Source organism: Cytobacillus pseudoceanisediminis (genome assembly GCF_023516215.1).
GTDB classification, from domain to species: Bacteria; Bacillota; Bacilli; order Bacillales; family Cytobacillaceae; genus Cytobacillus; species Cytobacillus pseudoceanisediminis.
On record NZ_CP097349.1, the window covers coordinates 2112311 to 2138092 of the forward strand.

Sequence of the window (25782 nt, forward strand, 5' to 3'; positions counted from 1 at the left end):
GTCACCGCCTTAATATTTCAATCCAAGCTTCCTCAAATTATCCTGAACATAATATTGGAATGCATCGCAGGTATGATCATCAATCTTTATAACCTTCGGATCATCGCTCTGTAAGGTATCAGCATCCCATTGGTATTTTTTATGTTCAGTCAGGAAAATCTCATTGGCTGCTGTTTTAAGCACAAAAAAACGCCCCTGAGCTAATAAGTCCTGGACGTTGTCGATCATATCTATTTTCTTTTTCTTAACTACCGGATGAAGACGTATTCCATAATCTTTAAAGAATTGGTTCCGCAAAGCTCCATCTGCAGAATCGATGGTTTGCTGATCAAAGTGCCGATGATAGGTTTGCTGGATTTTATCCATCCATTCTCTTAAATCCTTTGACAGCTCGCTCGGAGCCTTTTTTACGACTTTATTTTCCGGGCTATAGTAAAAGGTATCAAGTAGAATTACATTCCGTTTTTTCGTAAATCCGAAGGCCAAGAATGTGGTCGCAGAAACTTGGTGCCCTGTATCAATGGCAATATCGATAAGAACAATATCGTCATCTTTCGGCAGCTCATCGATCTCTTTAAAATGAGCCATATTGTACACCATGTCACCAAGACCAATAACCTCACCGGCATACATCCAACGCCAGTAATCCTCATCATTCTCTTTGTACTTCTCAATCTTCCGGATCATCTGCTCGGATAAAAACCCTTTTTTATCATCAAGGTACGTTGAATGATGAATGAAATAATCATCATCCCTGGCCTTAGTTTCTAACCACTCATTAATCCAACTATAAGGATTTCTGGGAGGGTTGTATGAGAAATATACCTTAACCTCTTTGCCTTCAATCTCCTGCCGGATAAAGGTATCTTCTACAATATCAATATCTTCCACACCTGCAAATTCAGCAGCTTCCTCAAACCAGAGGGCCATGACATACCCTTTTGCTATTTTGGCCGACTTAATCTTCATTGGATCGTCAACGCCATAAAAATAAAAGGCTGTATTGGTGGCCTTATGACGAATTATGAGGGGAGACTTTCCGAAATAGAACTCATCCTCAACACCAAGCATGTAAATGGCCCATTTAATCTGCTCATAAATAGAGGTAGAAAGATATTTTCCTACTTTCCTTAAACAAACGACATTGCCCTGGTCATCTTCCAAAAAATCAACCACAAGCTTAAGACTAATCACTGAGGATTTCATTGAGGAACGGCCGCCTTTTGCGACTATATGAGACTGTTCAGCAAGCCAGAGGGAATAGAAATTGACGTTCATTAGATCCATGACATTAATTGTGTTGACTGTCATTTTCTAACGCCTTCCTCATTGCTTCTTTGTCATTAACAATAACGACCTTGCTGGCATCTCCACCCTCTTGTTTGATTTCAGCTTTAGTTTTCTCAATATTAGCCCTCATAAGTTCAAGTTTCATCCTGCGCTCATCATGAATGTGTGCCATCTCATCAAATTGCTTAATAAGGGAACGCAGCTCACCCATAGCCCTGGACTGAGCATTTAAAAAGTTAGCATGCTTATCCCAAGCGAATTGATATTCCCATTCTCTTTCCTCGCCAAAATTTGAGTCCTTTTTCTTTTTTAAGACCTTAGTTATATCGTCTTTGTTTTCAACAAACATGATTTTCTGTGCACGAATAATAGCAGCATATTGAATCTGTATTTGATCCCAGATTAAATCAGCTGGGGAATGCTCCTGCAAATGGTTCATGATTTCTAATGATTCATCTGGAAGGAACTTAGAAAACAATCCATGAGTAACTGCATTTGAGTTTCCTTTTGGTGCAGCTCCTCCTCTGTTGCCTTTTGCATTGATATTTCCTTTTGGAGCACCTCGCTTTTTTGTGTGCACACCTTTTTCTTTTGGTGCACCCCTTTCACGTTTCCAGCCATATCTCTTTTTCCACGACTTGACAGTATTCAGTGACACCTGATATTTCTCAGCAATGTCTTTGTACTTCATGCCTTTGACGTAATCTTTTTCAGCAAAAACATATTTCTCAGCCATGCTACATCACCTGCCACCTCCAAGTATTTAAGTTTGTTTGGGAGCAAAAGAAAAAGCACCCATAAGGATGCCCTCATCATATTAGTTTTCTTCATTAATTTGAAACGACATTACTTTCTCCATATTGTAATAAATATCTGTATCCTCATCTTTAACCCATTTATTTTTCTGCAAATAAGAAAGTGCATCCGCCATAACATTACACTTTACCTTGATGAAAATTCTACTTTCTCTATCATAATTAAGCTGCACACTAAAAATCTTCATAGTAATCACCCCTTATCAAAATAATACGACAAAAGGATATATTTCCCTGCAACTTTTTTACCATAAGCTAATTAATAATAAATAAAGGAAACAGCCAGTTAACCGCCTCCCCGTCCTGCCTTCAAGTTTAGCAAGCAGATTTATGTTTTAGCAATTTCGTATCATTTGTACCGTTTGTAACATTTGGAACATATTCACTCATTTTCTTTACTATTGAATCTTTAATGCGTCCAATGTGAGAGTGAGATAAACCCATATGCATAGCAATCCACCGGTAGCTTTTACCCTCAAGTAACCAATGAAGAACCTCAATTTCTTTATTATCCGTAATAAGATGCATACAATCCTGAATAACAGAAATCTTAGCCTCGTACTTTTTTATAACAGAATATCTCCTTTCTCTGCGGGCAATCTCTTTATAAACAGGATCACTTGTGGTGCCTTTTGCCTTCGGCATTCCAGCTGCGACTCCATATTGACCCACTAGCCCTTCTCCTGCATCTTTGATCGAGTCCCTGAGTACTTTTATTGAGTTCATCATCCAATGATAATCCTTAAGAATGGATTCAATTTGTTTGCTGGCAGCTTCTTTCATTGAAAACACTCCTTTTCAAAATAAAAAAGGACACCAAACGACGCTAAATATACGTCATTGGGTGTCCTCCAGATGGCTGGTAAAACGTAATTTCCATTTTAGAATAGTTGATGGATTTAGTAATAATTTATTTAACTTTTATATATTGATAAACCAGGAAAATCACTATAATCATTTATAGGTAATTCACTGATTAAGCCATGATTATACAACAACTTTTCTTTAAAATATTGTGAGCTAATTAGATCACAGAACCTATCCACCCCAGATTGTTCACTTGCTAATAGACCTCCGATTAATAATTTTCCAAGCTCTTTTAGCTCCGGAGACAGTTTCTTTTCATGTATGGTTTTTGTAGCATACATATTAATAAAACTAGCTAAAAGATCAGCAGCTTGGATTAACGGTGAATCCTTTGAATCAGAAAAGCTGATGCTCCGTAGTGACTTTAAAGAAGACAATAAAACCTGTCCATTCTCTAAAACAAATTCAATATCTTCCTTCTTCTTTCTACTATACCAACTAAATGCTTCGGGATATGCCAATTCAAATTGTTTAGTATTGTCGTGAAACATCTTCACATTTTTAATCCCTACATTAGATGTGAATTTTTCAATTAACTGTATAAAAGCTGTAAATACAGGAAGATTTAAACTCCTCATTGCTTTTTGAGGCATATAATCTATCATTGAGAATTCTTCTTTAAAAATATCCTCCATGTAATCATATGCACCTGTAAATATATCTGCTAATTCTTTGAAACCATTTATTAATAAATTATTTATTACAATATCAAGTGATTTTGAAAAGTTTTCTAATGAAGGATTTTTGTATGCACTTCCAAATTCTCTTAATCCTTCTTCGCAAAAATTATATATTAAATCTGCTATTTTTTTCCTCTCTTTGTTCATCCATGTATGTGATTTTGGAACAAGAGGATTATGGATAGGATCTAAATATGTTTCTACTATTTTAGCAGCTAAGCAATATTTTTTTCAGCAATTATAAAAAAAGGACTACAATATTCTCCTAATTCTTTAAATAGATTATTAGCATTATGTTGACCTATGTTACCTTTTAGGATTTCCACCCCCTTTAGTTCATCCTTGTTTGGGTAATGTTTACCTTTAAAAAAAGTTACCCTATTTTTAGCTCTATAACTTAAATTCCTCTCAACAATCCATCCAACCAATACATAAAACGGTTGCTGCTCATCCAAAAAATTCCCACCACTATTACCAGATTCATCACAATATAAATTAAAGTTGGCCACTAAAACTCTTCCCCTTCATCAAACTTTACCCTTTTTACTTTACCCTGATGTGTGATAATCTTGGTTTCACCATATAGAGGTAGTTCTGTTAACCTGGCTTTACCATCACACACCACAACCACAAAGCTTCCTTTTTGTTCCATTATATCGATTTCCAGTCTGTTTGTCCTAGGATTTATTTGAATCGTTTTTAACCTGCCAGCTTCTTTCATTAGAACCCCTCCCATGTTATAATTTGATGTAGGTATGTCAGGAGAAGTCCTGGCTTTTTTTGTGTTTACAAATCATTTTTTATTTTTTTCAGGTATCCTGGAATGATTGATCTATTTCCACAGTTACAGCAATAAACCCCGTCAACCCCTTTGATAAAGTAAGTTTCCATAATGTATGGTGGGATTGGCCGAGGAATGCCACATTTAGAGCAAAACAATAAATAGCTTGTTTTTTCTCGTTCATAACCCTTCCCCCTTATATATAGTACTAAGTGAAATTCTTATTAATATAGTTCGGGAAGTCCTTAGCTTTTCCTGTTTGAAAGACCGTAAATCAAAACATCTATTTACCGCATTGTCATTGTCGTTTACAGACAAGTTTTGTCGAAGTGATTTTTTATTTCTCCTTAATCTGCAATAATGGCTCTATGACTTTTATTGGGTAAAGGAGCAAATTAATGTGTAGCACGTGTCATGAGCTAAAAAAAGGATCCAATTCCTTAGAAGAGTCCTAATAAGTATAGGGCTAAATAAAGGGTTAAAGCATCCTGCGACTATAAAAAATAGTCAGATGCTGGACGAGCTGATTTTTAGATATCAATCCAAATGTAAGTAGTAATATCTACAGAATCTCTTTTAAACTTTTAATAATTCACAGTATTATCCCCCATTTTGGGGATTTTTTTATTTTCAACACCACTTATGATTCACATCTTGGTTCAAATTAATATTTAAATTTCAGAAAGTGGGCAAGAATAGAAAGAACTTAAATTTTAACTAGATGGAGAAAAAAATGGTATACTTCTTTACTATTACTTCGCTTGTAGTCAATTTAATTTTGATATTAATCATCCCATTAAAATTAACGCGTCAAGAACTTTACACAACCTGGCTTGCTGTTACGTTAAATGTATTATTCGCAGACCTTTTCTTAGCTGATGTACTTGACTTATATGATTTAATGGATCCTGGTCCTCAAATATATGACCTGTTGGTTCAAACAACCATACCAGCAACATTCGGTATTCTTTATTTAAATTTCATGCCTAAGTCTAAGAAGAAATTTATATTCTACCTCATTTTTTGGGTTGCCTTTTCGGTATTTTACGAAGTTTTATCCAGTTACTTTGGCTACGTAGTGTACAAAGGTTGGAAGGTATGGTGTTCAGCAATTTATTATTGCCTTGCCTGTCTATATATGCGTTGGCATTATTTCTTTATAAGAAAAGAAATAAATGTATAGAAAATGAATATAATTACTCGAAAAAATTGAATACATTAAAAGAAGTTGGTAATGATAATTTACAGAGTAAGGTCAGGTTCGTTCGTTCCTTCTTTCAAACCTCAATGGCTTTAGAACTTAGACCTTACTCGCACTAATTTTTATATAAGGTCATATACTACAAAGCATGAATCGCTCACTTACCGCAGAGATGCGGTTTTTTTAATGGAATAAAATATTTTCATGCTATCTGCACGAGCAGGGCCAATCCTCCACTAACCATATCCAACACCATTTGTTCCTTGCTCGCATACTGATGAGGTGATATCGTTTCGAACTAAGGCTAGCGTTTTTAGCAAGGCTCTTTTAAAATCTCCTCCTACCTTGTTAACTAACGTATAATCACCAGGAAATTACATACCTTAAAGATAATCGAGGTGAATGAAATGCCCGCCAATTTTTTTAGAATATTTAATGCAATCGTTTTATGGGTAATTGTTTTAATCTTTCTGCCTAAACAATCTTTTAGAAGGTTTTTGCCAGTAACATTTTTTTGCTCTTTTCTTCTACTTATTTTAGAAATGTTAAGTCCAATATTTAATTGGTGGAAAGTAAAGGGTGGATACAAATATATGGTATTTGACGCATTAGCATTTATCTTAGGCCCCTTTTTTACAATTAATTTATGGGCATTCCATTTTACATTTGGAAAATTTTCTTTATATGCTATCTCAAATCTCATTATGGACTTAATTTTTGCATATATTTTATGTCCACTTTTCCAAAAGATTGGACACTTTAAATTAAAAAAATTCACATCAACTAAAATTTTTATCCTTTACTATTCCCTTTCTCTACTGAATTACGGATTCCAAAAATACATCGAGAAACCAACCGAAAACATACATAGATAATTTTTCATATAGTCCTCTCATTTTGTATTAAATGTATATTTCTGTAATTAAAAGGAAAGTTTAATCATACCGAGCAATGGCGAACTCCACACTTACAACTCCATTTTGATTCCAGCCCTTGCTCGCACCCTTTTTGATTAATGGGTATATAATACAGGGCACACATTCAAACACCTTATCAATTTGCCGCAATTTTGCGGCTTTTTTATTTGTGCATATTTCACTCACTTTAGTAAAAGATAAATTTAGCGAGCAGGATCACCCTTCCTAATGACCGGCTGTAATTGCTTCAGATCCTTGCTCGCGTACTAATGAGGTGAAAATATGTTTGACTGGATTGATCAATATACTTTAAAAAATGTATATTTCGTGACACTTGGAGTTCCAAGTATGTTGACAGCTTTTTGGCTTTTAGTAGTTGCTTGGACTTTTAGAGCTGAGAAAAAAGGTAAATAAAACTATTTGCTTATTTGGTTTCATTCCAACTCCCGTTATCTAGCCAATGCTCTATTTTTCCTACAAAAGTATCTAATCCACTAAATACACCCTTTTCACTAACATGAAGCGCGTATCCGGAGAAGTCAGGTCCCTGATAAAAGTAAACGTCCTTGTATTTCTCATGTTTCCGAATAAGCAGCCGTTCATTTCCCTTGAAAAATTCCAACTCCTCACCCTGTTTTAGTCTAAAGATTTGATCTTCAAAGGAGAAGGAGAACAAGTCTAATTGCTTCATTCCCTCACCGCCAGTACGCCTAATAATGTTATTTCCCATTTGTAAACATCATTTCATTATTATTACAAATTCCAGCAAATTACGACATCACACCTAAATTATGGTAGTATTTCCTCTGGGCAAATTTTACGAAAGTAAAAGACGCAAAGCCACGGGCCTAAAACAGCTTATTTGTCATGGCAGCCGGGTTGCACAAGTATATTACCTATACATTACCTTTCTAGTTTGCCTGTATTTTAGCTAAGAAGGGTTGGAAGTCATGATTTTCCCGACAGTTTACTGTAAAGGAACAGATATAAGACATGTAGTTAAAGACCGAAACACATGTATATGTGGTTTTAAATATCATGTGTTTTCTACTTTTACAAAAAGTGATTTTAAGAAGATTCAATTTAAGAAAGTAGATAATGTCTCCTGCCCTAAGTGTAAAGCCATTATAACTGCTCATCACTCTAAAACTACTACATACCGATTTTATTAACTTCAGACGGCATTATGTTTTTCTGAATAACATTTTACGCAGGGACCCTCAACGTAGAAAAAATTTGGCTTTCCACAAACCTTGCAGGTTTTTGAGTAAGTATTCCAGCGTTTATTGCAGTCCCTGCATTCAAGTAATAAGAGATTATTTCGATGTCCTATCACTGTCCCCTTGGCCAGACATTTTGGACAGCGAGTAACTAATTTAACATTTGTGATAGTCATTTTTCATATCTCCCTTCAAAACCAGTTATTTTGTGTAGCCTCTGTATTAATCTCCCGAAAAGATGCCAGTAAAAGCTCATATTTCAGTTCCTCGTAATCACAATCGTGGAATCTCTTTCCTGACTGAGCCTTAGAAATATTCAGTTCTGACAATCTCTTGATGAGGATATTCCTTTTCTGTTGCATAACGGATTCATATAGGATCCCCATGGTTTCAACTCCCTGATCTTAATATTTTTAGCTTTTCATTTAGTTCTGCCTTTTTACGGGCCAGCTCATCTTGATTGCTAGGCACTTCCCGCTCTTGCATTTTCCTCAGCATTTCATCAAGTTCAGCCTTATCGGCAGCAATTTGGTCAGGTGATTTTTCCTTTATCGGTTGTTTTGGTTGCTCATTTTCATAAAACCAATCTGGCAGCATTTCCGTACGTATTGGCTTTGATCGCATACCCTTTGGCTTATAAGAATTATTGCTTTTAAAAGGCTTAACGTTTTTAGCTGCCTCCTTTGCCTGCTCTCTTGCTATTAAGGCTTCATAATGATCCATGATGTATTTTTCACAGTAACCAAAGGCTTTAATGGCTCCATTTGGCTGACGTTCTTTATATTCAGCAAAACACTGTTCAAGCAATTTGATTGTTTGTGGCAACGGCATACCACGGGCGACAATCCGGGCGATTGCTTCATAATCTTTTGTAGTTGGGTAAACAGAACGTCCTTCTTGTATCGTTCGTAACTCTATGAATCTTTCAGCAATAATATCTACTGGGTCATTTTCTTTAGTAATAGTAATAGTAGTATTATTTATCTTTGTAATATCTTTATTAGAGTGGACACTTTTGTCCACATAACTGGACATTTCTGTCCACTCTGGACTGGACGTTTTTGTCCGGTCTCCATCAGACTGGACATTTTTGTCCACTCTCTCTTTATTGTATTTTTTGGAGTTTTTCACAGTTAAAATGTAGCCATAAGGAGCACGGGTGATCTTTATGTAACCATGTGTTTCCAGATCATCCAGCCACCTTTGAACAGTTCTTTCGCTCACTCCAAAAGGTTCTGCCAACTCGGAGCGTTTTAATGGCTTATTTCCTAACACGATGCCCCAGGTTACTCCATCTCGTTCAATTTCTTTTGTAGTGGAGCTGACGCACCAGAGAAAAAGCCACAATGCTGATCCAATTTTTTTGTAATGTTTCGGCTCTAATAATCCTGAATAGGTCGGAAATGGATAACTTTCGGGCACCGTATCACCTACTTCCTATGGACATTTTTATGACATGGCACGCATAAGGTTAGACCATTTGAAACTTCGAATCTTAAATTCTCATATTTAGCAAACGGTTTTATATGATGAGCGTTTAACTCTCCCCCAACTTGCCCACAATGCTGACATGTGTATTTGTCTCTTTCCAAAACCGTAGTTCGCCATTCTTTATATTTACCGGAGCTCCTAATATCCTTATTTGTCTGCTCCCAGGGTGGTTTACTGCCTATCCATATCAAGATTTCCCCATCAATTACCGAAGCATGAGAATTTGGTACGGACACCCCTGAACATTTTAGGAACTCCACTTCCGTTATCTTTCCTAAAATGAAACTGCATTCCCAACAATAATGTTTTTGCTCCTCTGGTATGTGTGGATCAGATTCCCCAATAGTTTCATCGCATCTATCACATTTGAATATAAAATACTTTGAAAACATATCTCCATTTGGTATACGAATGGTCTTAACAAGCATGTGACTCACTCCCTCTCACAGACAGCAAATCCGTTTTTAACCCCTTTTACTTTGTAATCCGGATACCGCCGCATATACTCTAAAACAAGCATTTTCAAGTGTTCTTTATCTCTAGCCTCCTCCCAGATCCATGCTGGAAAGAGGACTTTTGTTTGGTTACTCTGCAGCTTCAAAATCTATGTCCAATGATTCCTGGGCGGACATATTTTTGCTAGTTTTTTCTTCTTTTGATCCGTGTCAATAATTTCAGGCTCTTCATCTGATACATGCTCTTGCTTGCTTGGAGAGTCGTACTGAATTGGCTCATCAAACTCATTAGCCTCATCCGTAATATCTTTTACCTCACGCTCCTGCTCGTCTTCTGAGAATGCTTTTTGCATATCAATGGACAAGATACCCCATTTGCCTAACATGTTCCTAAGAACTGTTTTCATTGCCATGGCATCATAATCAGTACGCCAAACATTATTAAGTGACTTCTTATCTTTTGCCTTGTTATGCTTAATCCTGTGCGCCTCGACCTCATCTCGGGTCCAATAAACCGTTTTTTCAAAGCCATTGACCAACCTAAAGTAGCCACAATAACCGATGACCTTATCACTTTTCCTGGCATCCAAATCAAGGTCAATTTCCTCCGTTAGACGATTCCACTTTAGGAGTTCTCCTTCATATACCGGTATTACATTTATGGCCTTGTACTGGCCACTTCTTAATGCCAACTGAATGTATCCTTTGTATCCCAGCTGGAACTGTGCTGTCTTATACCCCTTTTTAGAATCATAAAAAGCAACAATCCAGGCGTAACCTAAGTTTTTATCAACTGGTAAATCGAGAGATGCAGCAACCATTGCACTGGACACTATGGACATAGGCTCAGCTTCTCTTAGGCCAGGATCTCCGTTATACAAATTAAGAACGGAAGCCATAAATTGAGGAGCTTTATTGGCCAATACCTGCTCAAATTTCTTTTGCATTGTTGGCGTATTTAATAAACTTTTAAGTCCAAGTGATTGAGCTGATACCTGCTTTGCTGCTGTCTCCTGCCTATTAGCTAATTGATTTTTCAATTCTGTATTAGTCGCCATCAATTAATCTCCTTTACAGCAAATTTTCGGAACGAGGATTCTTTCAAAACTTTTTTGTATATGTCCGGAAATTTCTCTTTCAGAGCTTTCGAATCCACACTTTTTCTACTCTGATTCTTCCAAGTGACGATAAATTGATCAGTAATACCTGTTTCAGCATCCTTCAATACTTCTTTTAATTTGTTTTCAATTTCCCTTTTTGCTGTTTTTATCAGCTTTTCATCGGATTTCACTTTCTCATATTGGACCAGTAAATCTTTATAATCAGCTGAAAGGACAATTTCTTTATCCTTCACAGCGCAATCGTACCTCTCTTTTAAATACTTCTCAGCTGCACTGGATCCATCAAGTTCTGGAGCATGCCCTTTCAGTACGTGATATTCCCAAAAGTGCTTTTCAGCATTGAAAATCAGCTCGATAAGCTCCTGGTCTCGCTCTACTTCCTTCCAGATGAACTTGTTTCCGCCGACAAGGACAGCGATATAACCCTTTTCCTTATCTGTAACTCCAAGATAATGTTGGAGCTGCACAAGGTAGCTTGCCGGAACTTCTTCACCTTCCCACTCTTTAGCAAGATACGCGCTAGCTGTCTTGCATTCCAAAACTGCTGATTCTCCAACAACTAAACGATCAACGTTTGCTTTTATAAATGGATACTTGGCATGGCTGTACATGAAATTTGTTCGGCGCACTTTTTTACCTGTACGCTTTTCAAACTCCTTGGCAACCACATTTTCCATTTGATTTCCCCAGTAAATTGCTTCATTATCAGTTTCCTGTGGTTCGACCTGGCCAGTTTTTTCTAGCCAAAGCTCAAAAGGTGTACGAAACTTATTAACACCAAGGATGATTCCTGCATCACTCCCGCCGATTCCTTTAGCCCGTTCTTGCAGCCATTCATAACGGCTCATTTCTTTTGTACGTACTGCATTAATGGCCACTATCGAGTCCTCCCTTTACCGCCAGGGGCCTGTATGCTACAATGACGGTACTATAATTGTTTTTCGATTTTCATCGAACCCGGACACCTGCCTCCCAACAGGTGTCTTTTTATGCAGTTTTAAATTCAAATTCCATGACTTGTGTTAAATACCGCTCCAAGTTATCCCTCAAAATGATTTCACCGTCATATTCCACTATGTCGTCACCATCTAGGATCTCGTCACCAAAATAATCAATTCCTACATGTTCAGGCTGTTCAACCATATTCGGGTATCCAGACTTCTCTATTTGGTCAATCATAGGATGATTCATTTTTATCCTCCTCTCTATGTATTAGGTGCTTTATTCACACCGCGATAAGCCTAAACGTAGATGATGGGGGAAAGGTAGATATTCGTTCCGACTTATCGCGGCAGGAACAAAGATTCTTGCCGCCCTATTCTAGTGGTGGTAGAATAAGCTTATCGATATTCAGTGGCAGTGAGCTGTGGTGAGCTTACTGCTTTTCTTTTTGATTTGAAGTAAAATCTCCAATTAAAATGCCCATAATGAAAATAAAATAGGTTCCGAAAATCATAGCTAGGACATAACCCAAGTCCACTTATGAACCCTCCTTTGAACTACAGATTCTAACTGCCCACTCAATCTTGACTCCTTGGCTCTTTAATTTCTTAATCAATTGTTCCAGCTTCTCTTTTCTGGTTAGAACCATTGGATTATTCCTCCTATCAACGGCATTAACTGTTGCAATATCATCACTGGATCTACCCCTGTAACAATGGCACATGCCACATCTTTAGCTGAGGTAACATCTGCCCACTTAATTAAAGTAGCGACATCCAGTGTCTTTTTATCTGTTTCAAATTTTGAAATACAACTCCGTGAACGATGAAGCTTTTCTGCGATTTCCTCCTGTGTAAGACCTGCTCGCTCCCGGCATGCTTTCAATACCGCGCCGAAAGTCAATCCATTCTCCCTCCCTTCTTTGTTCCAATTTGGAAACGTTCCAGTATGGAACCGACAAATTAATAGATTGCTATTAAAATTAATAGATGAAAGGAAGTGCACCGAATTTTTTGAGCCTGGCAGCTTCGTTTGGTGCCTTCGCTCATGAAACTTTTCTTGGAAACCAGTTTTCTATATAGCTGAGGGCTGATTGAAGCTCCTTTCTCTTAATATCTTTGTAGCTTGCTACACCAAAACGGTTCTTTAATTCTCGATGCAGTTCCCTAAATAGCTTTGAACGGAACTCTGGATTACTTTCCAGCTCATAAACCTTTTGAGCGATTCCTTTCTGCACACGTCGTTGTTCGCCACTGGATAAAGTGATATGCTCTTCGACTTTATTATCAATCTCATAGACTAGCTTTCTGATTTTATGTTGTTCAGCTTTAATTGTTTGAGTATCCTCCATAAGATCTGCAGTTGTTCTCAGCACTGTGACAAGAGCCTGATCTTTTGATAGAGGAACAATGTCTTCCTTAATCGAGTAGTATTCATCGACCAGCATTTCGTAAGCATCCCATGCTTTCTCAGTATTTAAAGATTTAGCATGAAGCCAAGCTCCTATTTCTGTCCAAAGGTAGAGAATAGAAGTAAATTTAAGGCTGTCGTCAATTTGACGTGACCCTTTGAATTCCCGTAATTCTTCTCCGGATAAGGCAAAATAATGTTTGCCTTGAACATACCGATCAGCATTTCTCTGGAAGTTTCGGTTTATGATTTTTGCTTCTGTTCCAAAAACTTCAGCCAATTGGATAGTAGTTAAAACTCGCTTTCCTCCCTGGCTAATTGGTTGAAGATGATTCATAACATCAGCTCCTTTTAATAGTGAGGTTGTTCTTTTAACCATTTGATTAAAAAATCTTCTGTTTCCTTTGCTGGGAATAACCATTTCCGTCCAACCCTGAATTTTGGGAAACGAGGATCGAAAAAGAATTGCTCTTTAATGAATGGTTCACTCATGCATGTCTGTTGACATAGCATTTTCATGTCCCAAAAAACTGTACGATATTGAATTTCATTTAGGTGCTTGCGTAACTCTTCATGAAACTGCTGTTCAATTGTTTGTTTATCAACCTGCACACTTAACATTTGAAATACCTCCTTATGCACTTTGATTTTTTGCCATTTTGGCAATTTCATCTTCAAAAAAAGTTCTGTTATAGGGACTTTTAAGATTTCCGAAACTCTGGCTAATGTCTCGGCTGGGAACTTGCCACGACCAATTTCAAGATAATAGTATCCATTTGGGCTCTCGTACCCCAAATGCTTTGCCATTTCTTCAAGTGACAAATTATGTTCTTTTCTTAATTTTTTTATTTTTACTAGATCCACTTTCAACACTTTCTGTTTCATTGTTTCACCTCCGTTTTTGCCATATCGGTAACTCATGTTTATAATATATTACCATTACGGCAAAGTCAATCGGAAAATTACCTTTTTGGCAAAAATATTTATTACCATATTGGTAAATGATATGATTTAATCAGTTAATAATTAGAGGGGTTTTTTAATGTCATCTTTTGGAAATCGAATTAGGAAATTAAGAGAGAAAAGTGGAATTAATCAAAAAGATATGGCGAAAAAATTGGAACTTTCCAATGTCCAACTATCGCGATATGAATCAGATGAACGTAGACCTGACTTCGAGACATTAAAAAAAATCTCGGAAATATTTGATGTTTCAATTGATTATTTGATTACTGGTAATGAAAAAAACAGCTCTAGCGATGAAATGTGGAGAGAGATACTTAATCCTAAAACACAAATCTTTTTTAAAGATTTAATGGATGCTCCAGAGGAAAAGATAGAAGAACTCATCAAGTTCTGGGAGATTATCAGAGATAGAGATAAAAAATAACACGCGCTTGCGTGTTTTTATTTGAGGATATAATGGGTTATTTACCCATAAATACATAAATTTATTAAAAGGGAGATTAGATAAGATGAAGTACAAATTTTTACTAGTTATCTCTGTTCTATCTCTAAGCTTTATTTTAGGGGGATGTTCAGGTACAGAGGAAACTAAAGAGCCGGTAGACAAGCCTGTTGAAGAAAATACAAAATCAGAAGAACCGAATGTAACTGAAAAACAAATATCCGATCAACAACAGAAAACTATTGATTCTTTAAATAATTTTCCGGAGTTCATTAATAATTATAAAGAACTCGGTGAAGACAGAACACCAACTTGGGATAATTACCTATACGGACAAGAAGTAACTTGGTCAGGAACTATAATGGAAATAGGTTCTTCACAAATTTGGGTATTAGGTGCAGGAGAGTACACCGGTCAAACGTGGGATGATGTTAATACATCAGGTAATGAAGCTTACAATGTTTTTGTTGCAGATTTTACGAGTAATCTTCTAACCGATCTAAAGCCAGGTGATAGTGTTACAGTCAGGGGTACATTAGAATCACGCGGGGACTTCGATTTGAATTACCATTGGAAAATTTATAATTCAGAGATTCAATGATTAGCCCTTTTGGGCTTTTCTTTTCAAACTAAAATAGAACACACATTCCCATCCGGAGGTTCAAAATGAATTACCGCACAACTTTGCTAGAAGATTGGATAAAAGACTTTTATTACGATATTGGAATCTTACATCCCCATCAAATTGATATGCACGATATCATTTATCGCTTAGGGATGTCCGTGAAATATATGAATATATCAAGTCGTATCTATGAAGATGAAGTAATCATTGATGAAAGACTTAGTAAGGAAGAACAGTGGGAAGAATTTGGACACGAATTTTGCCATTTTAAAAGGCACTTTGGAAATCAACTAATTATGCCTGAAGAATTTTTAAAACTTCAAGAATTCCAAGCCAACTATTTTTCTTATCATTTCTGTGTCCCGACTTTTATGTTAATACAACTGACATTTCCTCCTACCAGAGGAGAGGTTATTAAACAAGTTGCACAAATGTTCAAGGTAACTTATAAGTTTGCTGAAAAGAGATTTGTAATGTTTGAGAATAGAATCAATTCAATGATATTTTTCAAAAAATTACATACTTACATATAGAGGTGAAGGTATTCATGGCTAGTTTCAGAAAAAGAGGTAATTCATGGCAATACAGAATTAAATATATAGACCCTGCTACTGGAAAACCAAAAGAAAAAAGTAAAAGTGGATTTAGAACTAAAAAAGAGGCACAGATTGAAGCAGCTGAAGTGGAGAAAAAGTTTTATCTCCGGCAACATTCTGTTATTGCAAATAGCGAAACTATACTTAAGGATTGGCTTACCGAATGGTTAGAAATTTATGGAGCCCAATGCGCAGAAAGAACATTATTTAATCGATTTTGGTATATCAATAATCATATTATCCCAAGTCTCGGAAATTATAAAATGAATCAGTTAACACGGATGGAATATCAAAAATTTATTAATACATTAATTGAAAAAGGATACGCTAAAAAAACCATCCAGACGATTCATTCTATTTTTTGTACTGCAATCAATAAAGCTGTTGAACTAGAAATGGTTACATATAATAAGTATCAAGGGATATCTATAAAAGTTGAGGAACAAGAAAAAATTAATTATTTATCGAGAGATGAAGTAGAAATCTTCATGGATGCAGCTAAAAAATCTCCATATCATCATTATATTATCGCATCAATTTTACTCCGAACAGGAATTAGAAAAGGTGAAATGTTAGCCTTAAAATGGGAGGATATTGATTTTGAAAATAAAACTATTTCCATCACAAAAACGAGAAGTGACAATGGTGTAAAAAAACCAAAAACCAAATCAAGTAACCGCACAATTGGGATTGATAATACTTTAATTGCTGATTTAAAACAGTATCAGTTATGGCAAAAGAAAAATAAAATGAAACATGGTGCCGATTACCATAAATCAGAGTTCTTAGTAAGGTGCCCAAACGGAAAAGAAATTGGAGAATACGGAGTCAACAAGACGATTGATTCTATTTTAAAAAAGCTAAAACAAACCTCCCCCACATTTCCCCGCATGGATTGCGTCATACTCACGCAATTATGCTGCTGGAAAGTGGTGCAGATATAAAGTTTGTTAGTGAACGATTAGGGCATTCAACTGTCAATATGACAGCCGATGTCTATGTTCATATTACAAAAAAATATGAAACTGAAAATTTACTAAAATTAGAGTCATATTTAAGATAAATGGGCAAAAAGTGGGCAAGGAGAAATTCCCTTGCCTCAAATCCCACTACATTACACGTTTGAACATCTTTTCCATTTCATAAGTGGAGTAATGTATGATGATCGGCCGTCCATGCGGGCATGTGAACGGATCGGAAGACCTCCGCAATTCATCAAGCAGCGCCTGGATTTCATCATTGCGGAGATGGTGATTCGCTTTAATGGAAGCTTTACAGCTCATCATAATGGCAGCTTCCTCACGCAGCTTTTTAATATCGACTCTCTTCATGGCTAAGAGCTGTTCAATCATATCCTCAATAATTTCCTGTTCTTCGCCTTTAGGCAGCCATTGCGGATGAGAACGGACAATAAAGCTGTTATGTCCGAACTGCTCCAGAAATACCCCCACTTTTTCAAGCTCGCCTTTGTATTCATCAATTTTAATATAATCATCCGTTGAGTATTCAAATGTCAGCGGTATAAGCATTTCCTGCAATTCACTTTCAACCTGGCCGACTTTCTCCCTGAAATACTCGTACTTGATCCGCTCCTGGGCGGCGTGCTGATCAATGATATAAAGGCCCCGGTCATTTTGGGCAAAAATATATGTCCCATGCATTTGCCCAATCGGATAGAGCGGCGGCACCCGGGATGGCTCCTCCACTGTGGCGGTCTCTGCAAAAAACTGTTCCAGTCCTGCAGCTCTCGGCTCTTCGGGCTGGAATATGTGCTGATCAGCTTCAGGCAATTCTTCAGCTGAGGGGCTTAAATCTATGAGAGGAGCATCCTGCAAATCAGGATATCCAGCTGCTGCCGGTTCACCTGATAGACTTTGCGGATCTGCCCCATTCGGGTACTGCCGGATAGCATCCTCCCTCGCTTCACGAACAAAAGAAGGCACATGCTCCCGATGCTCAGGCAAATGATCCAGTTCAAGAGCCGTCTGTTCTGACTTAGGCTTCATGGTCTTCGGCTGTGTAAATCCGGATGGGATCAGTTCCTCTTTTTAAATGCAGCCTTCAAAGCACCTGATACAAGCTCATTCAATTCATGTTCCTTGCTTAAGCGTACCTCCATTTTCGACGGATGGACGTTCACATCGACAAGGAGCGGATCCATTTCAATGTTCAGGAGCACAATCGGGTAGCGGCCGATTGGCAGCAGAGTATGATACCCCTCCTGAATGGCTTTGGCCAAAGAATAATTCTTGATGAAGCGGCCGTTGATCATGGTAGAAATGTAGTTTCTTGATGCTCTTGTAATCTCCGGCATTGCTGCATATCCGCTGATTTTAAAATCAAGTGAGCTTGCTTCAATCCGAACCATCTTTTTCACAATATTGAGCCCATAAATAGCTGCAAGCACCTGCCGGACATCCCCGTTTCCGTTCGTCTGCAGGAGCTTTCGCTCATTATGGATCAGGCGGATGGCGACCTCCGGATGGGCGAGCGCCAGCCTGTTAACCACATCTGTAATATTGCCAAGTTCTGTGTGAATCGTCTTCATATACTTAAGCCTTGCCGGCGTGTTGAAAAATAAATCCGTCACGGTCAGGTCAGTCCCTTTTCTGCCGGGTGCCTTTTCCATCACTTCCACTTTTCCGCCTTCTATGACAACACGTGTGCCGTCATCCCCAGTTGAGGTTTTCATTTCAATCCTCGATACCGACGCAATACTTGGCAATGCCTCGCCGCGGAATCCGAGCGTGCGGATGCGGAAAAGGTCATTTTCGTCTTTAATTTTACTGGTGGCATGGCGATGAAAGGCATTCAGGACATCATCTTCCTCAATGCCATCGCCATTATCGATAATGCGGATTTTGGCCAGGCCGGCTTCTTCCGCTTCAATTTCAATAATAGTACTTCCGGCATCGATCGAATTCTCCATCAATTCTTTTACCACCGATGCTGGCCGCTCCACCACCTCGCCGGCAGCAATTTTATTAGAAAGCGCATCATCCAGCTGAATGATTTTCCCCATCTCGTCACCCCCTGTTTATTAATTCTTCAATTTTCTGTGCAGTTCATATAATGTATTTAATGCCTGCATTGGCGTCATATCAAGGATATCGAGCGCTTTGACTTTATCAATAATCTTTTTTCCTTAGAGCTTATTGAAGGTTTCTTCACATCTTCAGAATCCTCAAAGAAAGATAATTGGGCAGCAGGCTCTGCCATTTTTTCTGCGGCAGGAATCTCTTTTTTCACAGGAGCGGGATCGTTCGATTCCAGTCCCGTTAAAATTTCATTTGCCCTTACAATTAGTTCATTAGGGAGCTCTGCAAGCTGGGCAACATGGATTCCGTAACTCTTATCTGCCGCTCCTTCCTTAATTTTATGAAGGAACACAACCCGTCCATTTTGCTCGACTGCGCTGACATGGATGTTTTTCACCTTCTGCAGTTCTTCTTCAAGCACCGTCAATTCATGATAGTGCGTGGAAAATAAAGTCTTCGCACCAATCCGGTTGTGAATATACTCAATGATTGCCTGCGCCAATGCCATCCCATCATAGGTGGATGTTCCGCGCCCGATTTCATCGAACAGAATCAAACTGTTTTGAGTGGCATTCACAATAGCATTTCGCGCTTCAAGCATCTCGACCATGAATGTACTCTGGCCGGAAATAAGGTCATCGGCGGCTCCGATTCTCGTAAATACCTGGTCAAAAATCGGCAGCACGGCTTCAGAAGCAGGTACATAGCAGCCGATTTGGGCTAAAATCGCAGTCAGGGCGATTTGCCGCATATACGTACTTTTACCGGACATATTCGGCCCTGTAATCAGCAGCACTTCCCGGTCCGCATCCATATAACAGTCATTCGGCACATATTCTTGTGCGTTCAGCACTTTTTCAACGACTGGATGGCGGCCGTCTTTGATATAAACCCGTCTTTCATTTGAAAAACTTGGCTTTATATAATGCCTTTGCTCGCTGACAGCGGAGAAGCACTGAAGAACATCCAGCTCACTTACCGTTTTCGCCAGCTTTTGCAATCTCGGAATAAATTCTTTTACATGTTCGCGGACATTCGTAAATAATTCATACTCGAGCTCCACACACTTTTCCTGTGCTTCCAGTATGAGTGATTCTTTTTCCTTTAATTCAGGCGTAATAAATCGTTCGGCATTGGTCAGGGTCTGTTTGCGCTCATATTGCCCTTCTTTTAGAAGATGAAGGTTAGCGCGAGTAACTTCAATATAATAGCCAAACACACGGTTAAAACCGATTTTCAATGATTTAATGCCTGTTTTTTCACGTTCCTGCTTCTCAAGCTGGGCAATCCAGGTTTTCCCGTTGCGGCTGGCATCACGGTATTTATCCAGCTCTTCATGATAGCCGTCCTGAATGATGTTTCCATCCTTCAATGACAGCGGCGGATTTTCCATTATCGCGCTTTCCAAAGTATCCGTGACTTCTTCACACGCATCCAGGCGCTCAGCAAGCCTCACTGCTTCCTCATTCGGCAGATTTGAGACCATTTCTTTTAGAACAGGTATCTGCTGAAGAGATTTCTTAAGCTGCACAAGGTCGCGGGCATTTACATTTCCAAACGCCACTCTTCCTGCAAGGCGTTCCAGATCATAGACTTCCTTCAGTTTTTCCCGGATTTCTTCCCGTTCAAAGAAAGAGTGAATAAGCGTTTCAACCAGCGAATGGCGGCGTTTGATTTCCTGTTCATCAATAAGCGGCCTGTCGATCCATTGCTTTAAAAGCCTGCCGCCCATGGCAGTCTTCGTTTCATCCAGGAGCCATAACAGCGAGCCCTTCTTGCCTTTGCTGCGGATGGTTTCTGTCAGCTCAAGATTCTTTTTAGAAAAATAATCGATTTTCATGTATTGATTAATCTGATAAGTAGCCACCTTTTGAAGGTGATCCAGGCTCCTCTTCTGCGTACGGTACAGGTAATTAATCAGTCTGCAAGAAGTTGTCCTGAGCTTGTCCTGATTTAAATCAGCCAGAAGTCCCTCGAAAGAGTCCCGGACTCCGCAATCATCCTCGAATGAAATCGCCATGACGGAGCGTTCTTTCATTCTCCTCTGCCATTCTCCATCAAAGTCGGAAGAGATGACTACTTCCTTTGCACCTGACATAGACAGCTCGTTTAAGACCTCATCAAACCCGCTGCTTAACATCGTTACCTTCGTCTCACCTGTTGATAAATCATTGGTGGCAAATCCAAAGGTTTCATCTTCAAAGACCGAAATCGATGCAATATAGTTGTTTTCTTTTTCCTGAAGGCCTTTGCCTTCCATCATTGTTCCAGGTGTGATAAGCTGAACGACTTCCCGCTTCACAACTCCTTTTGCCTGTTTCGGATCTTCTGTTTGCTCGCAGATTGCGACTTTGTATCCTTTTTCAATCAATTGTTCAATATAAACCGGTGCTGAATGATACGGCACCCCGCACATGGGAATCCTTTCTTCCGTGCCTCCCTCGCGGCTGGTTAATGTGATTTCAAGCTCCTGTGATGCTTTAAGTGCATCATCGAAAAACATTTCGTAAAAGTCTCCAAGGCGAAAAAATAAAAAGGCATCCTGATATTCTGCCTTTACCCTTAAATATTGCTGTATCATAGGCGTGTATGCTGCTGCCATAACTTCCTCCAACGATCCATAATCTATTATTTTATAATCCTGTTTTAGAGATTTCCTCTAAAAACGTCTTTTTCATTATATCATAGATTATCGGCTGACTCAGAGGTGCAATATTTGCCTTGGCTATTCTCTTATATTGATAGGCTTATATATTATGCCGTTGATTTCAGCACGGGACACTTGCTTTCCGCGGGTAGGTTCCCGAGCCTCCTTGGCTTTGCCTGCGGGGTCTTTCACTTCCCTCTCCTCCCGCTTGAGTCAAATATCCTCCGCTGCGATCAAAGCAGTGGTTAAACTATACTTGCGTTTAATGAGCAGTAGAAAGTCTTGCCACAAAAAAAACAGCAGCCCCCAAATGGAGAGCTGCCAGGATTTCTTAGTTATTTATGTATTTTTCAAACACATATCCGAAGTCTTTCACATTATATTTCTTGCGGCTGTTCATCAGCCAGTTGAAGGCTGTTTCATTTAGTACACGGAAATTGTCCACCACATTGGCGTCCTGATTGGACACTGAACGTCCAAGAGTGCTTGATGCCAAATTCAGGCTTTTTTCAGCATACTCCATGGACACTTCATTTTCGCGGCAGATTTCGGAAATGCGGATCAGTGCTTTATATAAATCTTTCAATTCTTCGATATGCTTTTTATGTACGTCAATAGAGAATGCCTGAGATCCAATCACGAATTTGATTTCCACATCCAAATCGACTGTACCAGCTGTTTCAGCATCACATTTGAAATGCTGTATTCGCGGTAGCTGTAGCGCTTTAGAGTTCGTTTTTTGCTGACAGCACTTGTACCATCCAGATGAATTAGCGCCTTATTCGTAAAGCAGTATTCATCCGATTTGGACTTAATCAGGAAGTAAATTTTCTCATTATCTTCGTGAAGGACGTAATCGTCAGCATCAACTTTGTCATAGTCAGCCGGCTGGATGACGCTTCCCACATCGCTTAATCCCAGCACATCAGAGGCAACCTTTTTAAACATAACCCCTCAACCTTTCTGCATTCATTTTACTACTTTGCTATTTTAACATATTTAGGAAAACGATGGCTTATTCAATTAAAAATTTACGCTGGAAAAGCTCCCGGCAAACCGGAAGCTTCATATTCCTGGCGTATTCATTAATACAATCGGCCATCCATCTGGATCTTCTATTGTCACTCCGCCTCTGCCCCAATATGGATTTTCCGGTTCTGTTTCCATATACCCATAAGCAGCAAGCCTTTCGGCAATGTTATCACGCTCCAGGCGGTCTCCCACATAAAAAACTAATAGATGCTCCTTTGTCGGCTGCGGAAGCTCCATTTTTTCCTTAGATTGAGTAAATTCAAGATGGTATTGGCTATCAGGCAGACCAATCATAATACCATCATAGCCTTCATGATTCCAAAACTCGCCAACTCTCTTCAGACCCAGTCCTTTTTCATAAAAGGAAATGAGTTTATCAAGCTGGTTTGTCGGACGTGCAATGCGAAATTGCACAGCCGGGATGCTCCCTTCCCATTCCTTCCTCACAATCACTTCATAAGGATATTCCTGATGCTGAAACATAACATCCCTTGGTCCTGATGCAAATACTTTAATTGGTGAAATAACGGAAGCCCTTTCTGTTGGATACCAGTTCCGCCCTTCCTTTACAAGCACAAAAACCCCTTTCCTGTCTCCGTAAAAAGCAAACGTCTCACTGGAATCCATCTGTTCATTGTACAGATACTGATCTAATTCCTGCTCCATTGCAGCTACATCATTGACTGGCAAGCCAACTTCCCCAACATCATGCCAGCGGAGACCATCCTTTTTCACACCATCCAAAGGCCGCTCGAGCATCTCCATAATATTTCCGTCCGGATCGATAAAATATGCCTGCTTTCCTTTCCAAAACATACTGTACTCGCCGCTCTCATTTGGCAGCAGCACACTTTCAGCACCTAATTTCTGATACATATGTTCAAAGTATTCAGCATTAGTCCGGAAACACACATGATAAAAGGGGATTGCTGCATCTTTCTCAAAAAGAATCTTTGTTGAACCGGCCATAATCGTAAAATAACTCTGAGTCTCCGTCAACAGTTCCATCTCCAGCACATTTGTATAAAATTCTTTCATCCTGTCTAAATCATGGCACTTCAAATTCAATTGAAATATTTTCATCCTCGCCTCTCCCCTTTACATCTTATACCTCCATTCTAAGGTAAGGCTCTGCAGATGCATTCAGACTAAAGGCGGAAGGTGCTGTCATTAATTCGCTTGAATTTGGCTGACATTATGAAAATATAAAAAGAAAAACTAGGAAGCAAAACCTCCTAGTTTGTCATTACTCTTCTTCAGTTCCCACCAAGAAATCCGGATTTAAATCCTCGAATTCTTCATCCTCCACATCAAGTCCCCAAGCGTCATCATCGCACTCGCACTTGTCTGGATGAACAGCTACACAAACTTTTGTTTCGCCGATCACCTCGACCATGAACTCTCTTTCCACAGTGACGATGATTTTGTTGCCATTTGGAGAAATGACTGCTTCACAGCAGCTCGGCTGCTGCAGAACACGGGCGATGACATCATGATCATCCAAACAGTCCGGATCACGGTACTTCAATTTAATGACATCTTTATACTCAACCCGTTCGGTAACAACTTCGGTTTTTGTATTATTGTTGAAAGAGTACCAAACGTTAATGTCATAATGGCCGCAGATTTCCACTGTTTTTCCAGCTTTTTTCGCCTCGTACGTATGGTTTATGATCCAGCAGCCAAGTATGCTTGACGGATGGTGTGACGGGCAGATCGTATGATTGGACTGTGTGAATTTACGTCCTTTCGCAACGACCGCTTTCGTTATAATCTCTCTGTAATCTCCCATTGCGAGCGAACCCTCCTCATTCATTTTCAATTCATCCTATGCGGGATATTAGACTAGTGTGCGATAATTTTTATGAATGTTAGGCAAAAGTATTGGCATGATTTATAGTATGCCGGGAGCGGGCGAATGTTCCGGTCTGAACAAATCCAGCAGGAGAATTCTCTATATAAATAAGGAAACTGCCTGCCTATGGTAAGGACTTAAAACTCACTAATAGGTATGTAATTGAAAAATGCACGTTTGTCCTACTGCATTTGCGGAGACAGCTTGGCTCTTGAATCAATATAATAAACTATCGATAAGGAGGTGAACAGGAATGGCAGACAAGGAGAACTCCAACTATAAAGTTTCAATCAATGGCAAAGAGATGACAGGGGAAGAAGCAAAACAATATGCAGAAGAAATGGTGGCCAAGTTTACGGAAACATTGGGCGGATTCTATACAAAAGGATTAGAAAAAATTCAGTCTGAAGAGTTAAAAGGAAATCTTATGGAATCTCTTAAGCCGTTGAGAAACTTAGAAGGGCTCTTCACAAAAAATTCCTCCGGGATCGGGAATATGATTCCTGCATTAAAAAATCTGCTGCCTGTTGTGGAAACATCCGAGGATTATAAACAGGTGAAACTATCTGTAAACGGTAAGAAACTTCTGGATCTGGATCTTTCAGACATGATGAAGAAAGACTCATAATCTGGAAAACAGCCACTTCAATCAATTGAAGGAGGTGAAAAAATATGCTATCAAGATGCTATGATGATTACGAAAAAGACAATGGCGTATTGCCGAGCGGCGGAGCAGTAAATGGAGCAGACAGCGGCAATGAAGCGGAAGCTTTTACTTTCGCTGCACAAGCAAACCTTCCTCAAACAAACCTAAACGGCCAATTGCCGATTTCTGGTGGAGGATTTGCTGTTAACGCTGCACTGATCAACATTCCAATTCTTTCAGCCCAATACAATATTGCAAATGGAGGAGACTCCACAGCCATTTCTGTGAACACTACAACTCAGCAGCAAAGCAACAAAGCGTAATTAAAGATAAAGCAATTCTTTCTATGCAGAGTCTAAAAATGTCCAAAAAGAAGGGAGGGAGTACCATGCTAAGTCAAAATATGCAAAAGCTGGATCTGGATCCGGAAGTCCTCAAGCAGCTGGGTATTCCAAAGGAGTTTATTGATATGGCTGCAGAAGCCGGAATACCGTCGATTAATAACCATGCTGCCGGCGGAAAGGGCGGACGGGCCATCAATCTCACATATGTGGATAATTACTCGACATTGCTTCTTGTGTATACTTTTCTCCTCAACTTTTTGGACAAAAAATCTGATGATGCAGGGACTAAAATGCTGAATCAATCCCTGCTGTCAACGTTAAATGCAGCAATCATCGAACAGCAGGAGTACAGAAAAGAATTTTTAAAGGCAGTAGAACTATTGCGAAACCAATAAAAGGCC

26 protein-coding genes, 6 pseudogenes and 1 riboswitch are annotated in these 25782 nt (G+C 38.9%); of the genes and pseudogenes, 9 read left to right on the top strand and 23 right to left on the bottom strand.

Going from position 1 to position 25782, the window contains the following annotated elements; genetic code table 11:
* Positions 1 to 9: 9 nt before the first annotated feature.
* The 8 genes from M5V91_RS11395 to M5V91_RS11430 all read right to left on the bottom strand — a co-directional run bounded on the left by M5V91_RS11395 (position 10) and on the right by M5V91_RS11430 (position 4617).
* Positions 10 to 1311: a PBSX family phage terminase large subunit gene (locus M5V91_RS11395; protein WP_284522146.1), complete on the bottom strand. Its 1302-nt coding sequence runs from the start codon at positions 1309 to 1311 to the stop codon at positions 10 to 12.
* Complete coding sequence (gene terS / locus M5V91_RS11400) at positions 1292 to 2026, bottom strand: phage terminase small subunit (protein ID WP_284522147.1); 735 nt, start codon at positions 2024 to 2026, stop codon at positions 1292 to 1294. The genes M5V91_RS11395 and terS overlap by 20 nt, the downstream gene beginning before the upstream one ends.
* A gap of 81 nt (positions 2027 to 2107) precedes the next feature.
* Positions 2108 to 2293 carry a hypothetical protein gene (locus tag M5V91_RS11405; RefSeq protein WP_284522148.1) on the bottom strand — a complete coding sequence of 62 codons (186 nt, stop codon included), beginning with the start codon at positions 2291 to 2293 and terminating at the stop codon, positions 2108 to 2110.
* A 127-nt stretch (positions 2294 to 2420) separates the two neighbouring features.
* Positions 2421 to 2888: a helix-turn-helix transcriptional regulator gene (locus M5V91_RS11410; RefSeq protein ID WP_284522149.1), complete on the bottom strand. Its 468-nt coding sequence runs from the start codon at positions 2886 to 2888 to the stop codon at positions 2421 to 2423.
* 131 nt (positions 2889 to 3019) lie between these two features.
* The gene (locus tag M5V91_RS11415) at positions 3020 to 3799 is read right to left on the bottom strand and encodes a DUF3800 domain-containing protein (protein ID WP_284522150.1); all 780 of its coding nucleotides are present in this window, start codon (positions 3797 to 3799) and stop codon (positions 3020 to 3022) included.
* 68 nt (positions 3800 to 3867) lie between these two features.
* A complete protein-coding gene (locus tag M5V91_RS11420) occupies positions 3868 to 4161 on the bottom strand; it encodes a DUF3800 domain-containing protein (RefSeq protein ID WP_284522151.1) in 294 nt (97 codons plus the stop codon).
* Positions 4161 to 4373, bottom strand: coding sequence for an XtrA/YqaO family protein (locus M5V91_RS11425; protein WP_284522152.1), 213 nt, complete (start codon positions 4371 to 4373; stop codon positions 4161 to 4163). The genes M5V91_RS11420 and M5V91_RS11425 overlap by 1 nt, the downstream gene beginning before the upstream one ends.
* Positions 4374 to 4461: 88 nt before the next feature.
* The gene (locus M5V91_RS11430) at positions 4462 to 4617 is read right to left on the bottom strand and encodes a hypothetical protein (RefSeq protein ID WP_284522153.1); all 156 of its coding nucleotides are present in this window, start codon (positions 4615 to 4617) and stop codon (positions 4462 to 4464) included.
* A gap of 276 nt (positions 4618 to 4893) precedes the next feature.
* On the opposite strand from M5V91_RS11430, the gene M5V91_RS11435 reads away from it, so the two are divergent.
* Positions 4894 to 4989: an aspartyl-phosphate phosphatase Spo0E family protein gene (locus tag M5V91_RS11435; RefSeq protein ID WP_284522274.1), complete on the top strand. Its 96-nt coding sequence runs from the start codon at positions 4894 to 4896 to the stop codon at positions 4987 to 4989.
* 1844 nt (positions 4990 to 6833) lie between these two features.
* Positions 6834 to 6965, top strand: a complete 132-nt coding sequence (locus M5V91_RS11440) for a hypothetical protein (RefSeq protein ID WP_284522154.1) — start codon at positions 6834 to 6836, stop codon at positions 6963 to 6965.
* A 10-nt stretch (positions 6966 to 6975) separates the two neighbouring features.
* On the opposite strand, the gene M5V91_RS11445 is transcribed toward M5V91_RS11440, so the two are convergent.
* The 9 genes and pseudogenes from M5V91_RS11445 to M5V91_RS30445 form a co-directional block, all read right to left on the bottom strand.
* A complete protein-coding gene (locus M5V91_RS11445; RefSeq protein ID WP_284522155.1) occupies positions 6976 to 7242 on the bottom strand; it encodes a hypothetical protein in 267 nt (88 codons plus the stop codon).
* Positions 7243 to 7350: 108 nt separating this feature from the next.
* Positions 7351 to 7438, top strand: a riboswitch (cyclic di-GMP riboswitch).
* A gap of 945 nt (positions 7439 to 8383) precedes the next feature.
* Positions 8384 to 9193: pseudogene (locus tag M5V91_RS11450) on the bottom strand (hypothetical protein); the annotation flags it as partial.
* Between the two features lie 8 nt (positions 9194 to 9201).
* On the bottom strand, positions 9202 to 9690 hold the full coding sequence (locus M5V91_RS11455) for an HNH endonuclease (protein WP_284522157.1): 489 nt from the start codon (positions 9688 to 9690) through the stop codon (positions 9202 to 9204).
* Between the two features lie 176 nt (positions 9691 to 9866).
* Positions 9867 to 10775: a recombinase RecT gene (locus M5V91_RS11460; protein WP_284522158.1), complete on the bottom strand. Its 909-nt coding sequence runs from the start codon at positions 10773 to 10775 to the stop codon at positions 9867 to 9869.
* Positions 10775 to 11686, bottom strand: a complete 912-nt coding sequence (locus M5V91_RS11465; RefSeq protein ID WP_284522275.1) for a YqaJ viral recombinase family nuclease — start codon at positions 11684 to 11686, stop codon at positions 10775 to 10777. The genes M5V91_RS11460 and M5V91_RS11465 overlap by 1 nt, the downstream gene beginning before the upstream one ends.
* A 139-nt stretch (positions 11687 to 11825) precedes the next feature.
* Positions 11826 to 12029 (bottom strand): YqaI family protein, encoded by a 204-nt coding sequence (locus M5V91_RS11470; protein ID WP_284522159.1) that lies wholly within the window; start codon positions 12027 to 12029, stop codon positions 11826 to 11828.
* A 390-nt stretch (positions 12030 to 12419) separates the two neighbouring features.
* Positions 12420 to 12683 (bottom strand): helix-turn-helix domain-containing protein, encoded by a 264-nt coding sequence (locus M5V91_RS11475; RefSeq protein ID WP_009330644.1) that lies wholly within the window; start codon positions 12681 to 12683, stop codon positions 12420 to 12422.
* A gap of 142 nt (positions 12684 to 12825) precedes the next feature.
* Complete coding sequence (locus M5V91_RS11480; RefSeq protein ID WP_284522160.1) at positions 12826 to 13527, bottom strand: ORF6N domain-containing protein; 702 nt, start codon at positions 13525 to 13527, stop codon at positions 12826 to 12828.
* 14 nt (positions 13528 to 13541) lie between these two features.
* A complete protein-coding gene (locus tag M5V91_RS30445) occupies positions 13542 to 14075 on the bottom strand; it encodes a helix-turn-helix domain-containing protein (protein WP_369425961.1) in 534 nt (177 codons plus the stop codon).
* 157 nt (positions 14076 to 14232) lie between these two features.
* Here M5V91_RS30445 and M5V91_RS11495 point away from each other — a divergent pair, with 157 nt between their 5' ends.
* The 4 genes and pseudogenes from M5V91_RS11495 to M5V91_RS11510 all read left to right on the top strand — a co-directional run bounded on the left by M5V91_RS11495 (position 14233) and on the right by M5V91_RS11510 (position 16882).
* Positions 14233 to 14580, top strand: coding sequence for a helix-turn-helix domain-containing protein (locus M5V91_RS11495; protein WP_284522161.1), 348 nt, complete (start codon positions 14233 to 14235; stop codon positions 14578 to 14580).
* A gap of 85 nt (positions 14581 to 14665) precedes the next feature.
* Positions 14666 to 15199, top strand: a complete 534-nt coding sequence (locus M5V91_RS11500; RefSeq protein WP_284522162.1) for a hypothetical protein — start codon at positions 14666 to 14668, stop codon at positions 15197 to 15199.
* 65 nt (positions 15200 to 15264) lie between these two features.
* Positions 15265 to 15756 carry an ImmA/IrrE family metallo-endopeptidase gene (locus M5V91_RS11505; RefSeq protein WP_284522163.1) on the top strand — a complete coding sequence of 164 codons (492 nt, stop codon included), beginning with the start codon at positions 15265 to 15267 and terminating at the stop codon, positions 15754 to 15756.
* A 14-nt stretch (positions 15757 to 15770) separates the two neighbouring features.
* Positions 15771 to 16882, top strand: a pseudogene (locus tag M5V91_RS11510) (site-specific integrase).
* A gap of 46 nt (positions 16883 to 16928) precedes the next feature.
* Here the strand turns inward: M5V91_RS11510 and mutL are convergent.
* From mutL to M5V91_RS11535, 6 genes and pseudogenes are all read right to left on the bottom strand, one after another.
* Positions 16929 to 18841, bottom strand: a pseudogene (mutL, locus tag M5V91_RS11515) (DNA mismatch repair endonuclease MutL).
* A gap of 18 nt (positions 18842 to 18859) precedes the next feature.
* Positions 18860 to 21459: pseudogene (gene mutS / locus M5V91_RS11520) on the bottom strand (DNA mismatch repair protein MutS).
* Positions 21460 to 21835: 376 nt separating this feature from the next.
* Positions 21836 to 22452, bottom strand: a pseudogene (locus M5V91_RS11525) (PH domain-containing protein).
* A gap of 117 nt (positions 22453 to 22569) precedes the next feature.
* Positions 22570 to 23019 carry a VOC family protein gene (locus M5V91_RS11530; protein WP_372675451.1) on the bottom strand — a complete coding sequence of 150 codons (450 nt, stop codon included), beginning with the start codon at positions 23017 to 23019 and terminating at the stop codon, positions 22570 to 22572.
* Positions 23020 to 23355: 336 nt separating this feature from the next.
* Positions 23356 to 23619: pseudogene (locus M5V91_RS30450) on the bottom strand (VOC family protein); the annotation flags it as partial.
* Between the two features lie 163 nt (positions 23620 to 23782).
* Positions 23783 to 24328: an outer spore coat protein CotE gene (locus tag M5V91_RS11535; protein ID WP_019381802.1), complete on the bottom strand. Its 546-nt coding sequence runs from the start codon at positions 24326 to 24328 to the stop codon at positions 23783 to 23785.
* 316 nt (positions 24329 to 24644) lie between these two features.
* On the opposite strand from M5V91_RS11535, the gene M5V91_RS11540 reads away from it, so the two are divergent.
* From M5V91_RS11540 to M5V91_RS11550, 3 genes are all read left to right on the top strand, one after another.
* Complete coding sequence (locus M5V91_RS11540; protein WP_009330658.1) at positions 24645 to 25019, top strand: hypothetical protein; 375 nt, start codon at positions 24645 to 24647, stop codon at positions 25017 to 25019.
* Positions 25020 to 25063: 44 nt separating this feature from the next.
* Positions 25064 to 25360 carry a hypothetical protein gene (locus M5V91_RS11545; protein WP_009330659.1) on the top strand — a complete coding sequence of 99 codons (297 nt, stop codon included), beginning with the start codon at positions 25064 to 25066 and terminating at the stop codon, positions 25358 to 25360.
* Between the two features lie 65 nt (positions 25361 to 25425).
* The gene (locus M5V91_RS11550) at positions 25426 to 25776 is read left to right on the top strand and encodes a hypothetical protein (protein ID WP_009330660.1); all 351 of its coding nucleotides are present in this window, start codon (positions 25426 to 25428) and stop codon (positions 25774 to 25776) included.
* The last annotated feature ends 6 nt before the right edge of the window (positions 25777 to 25782 follow it).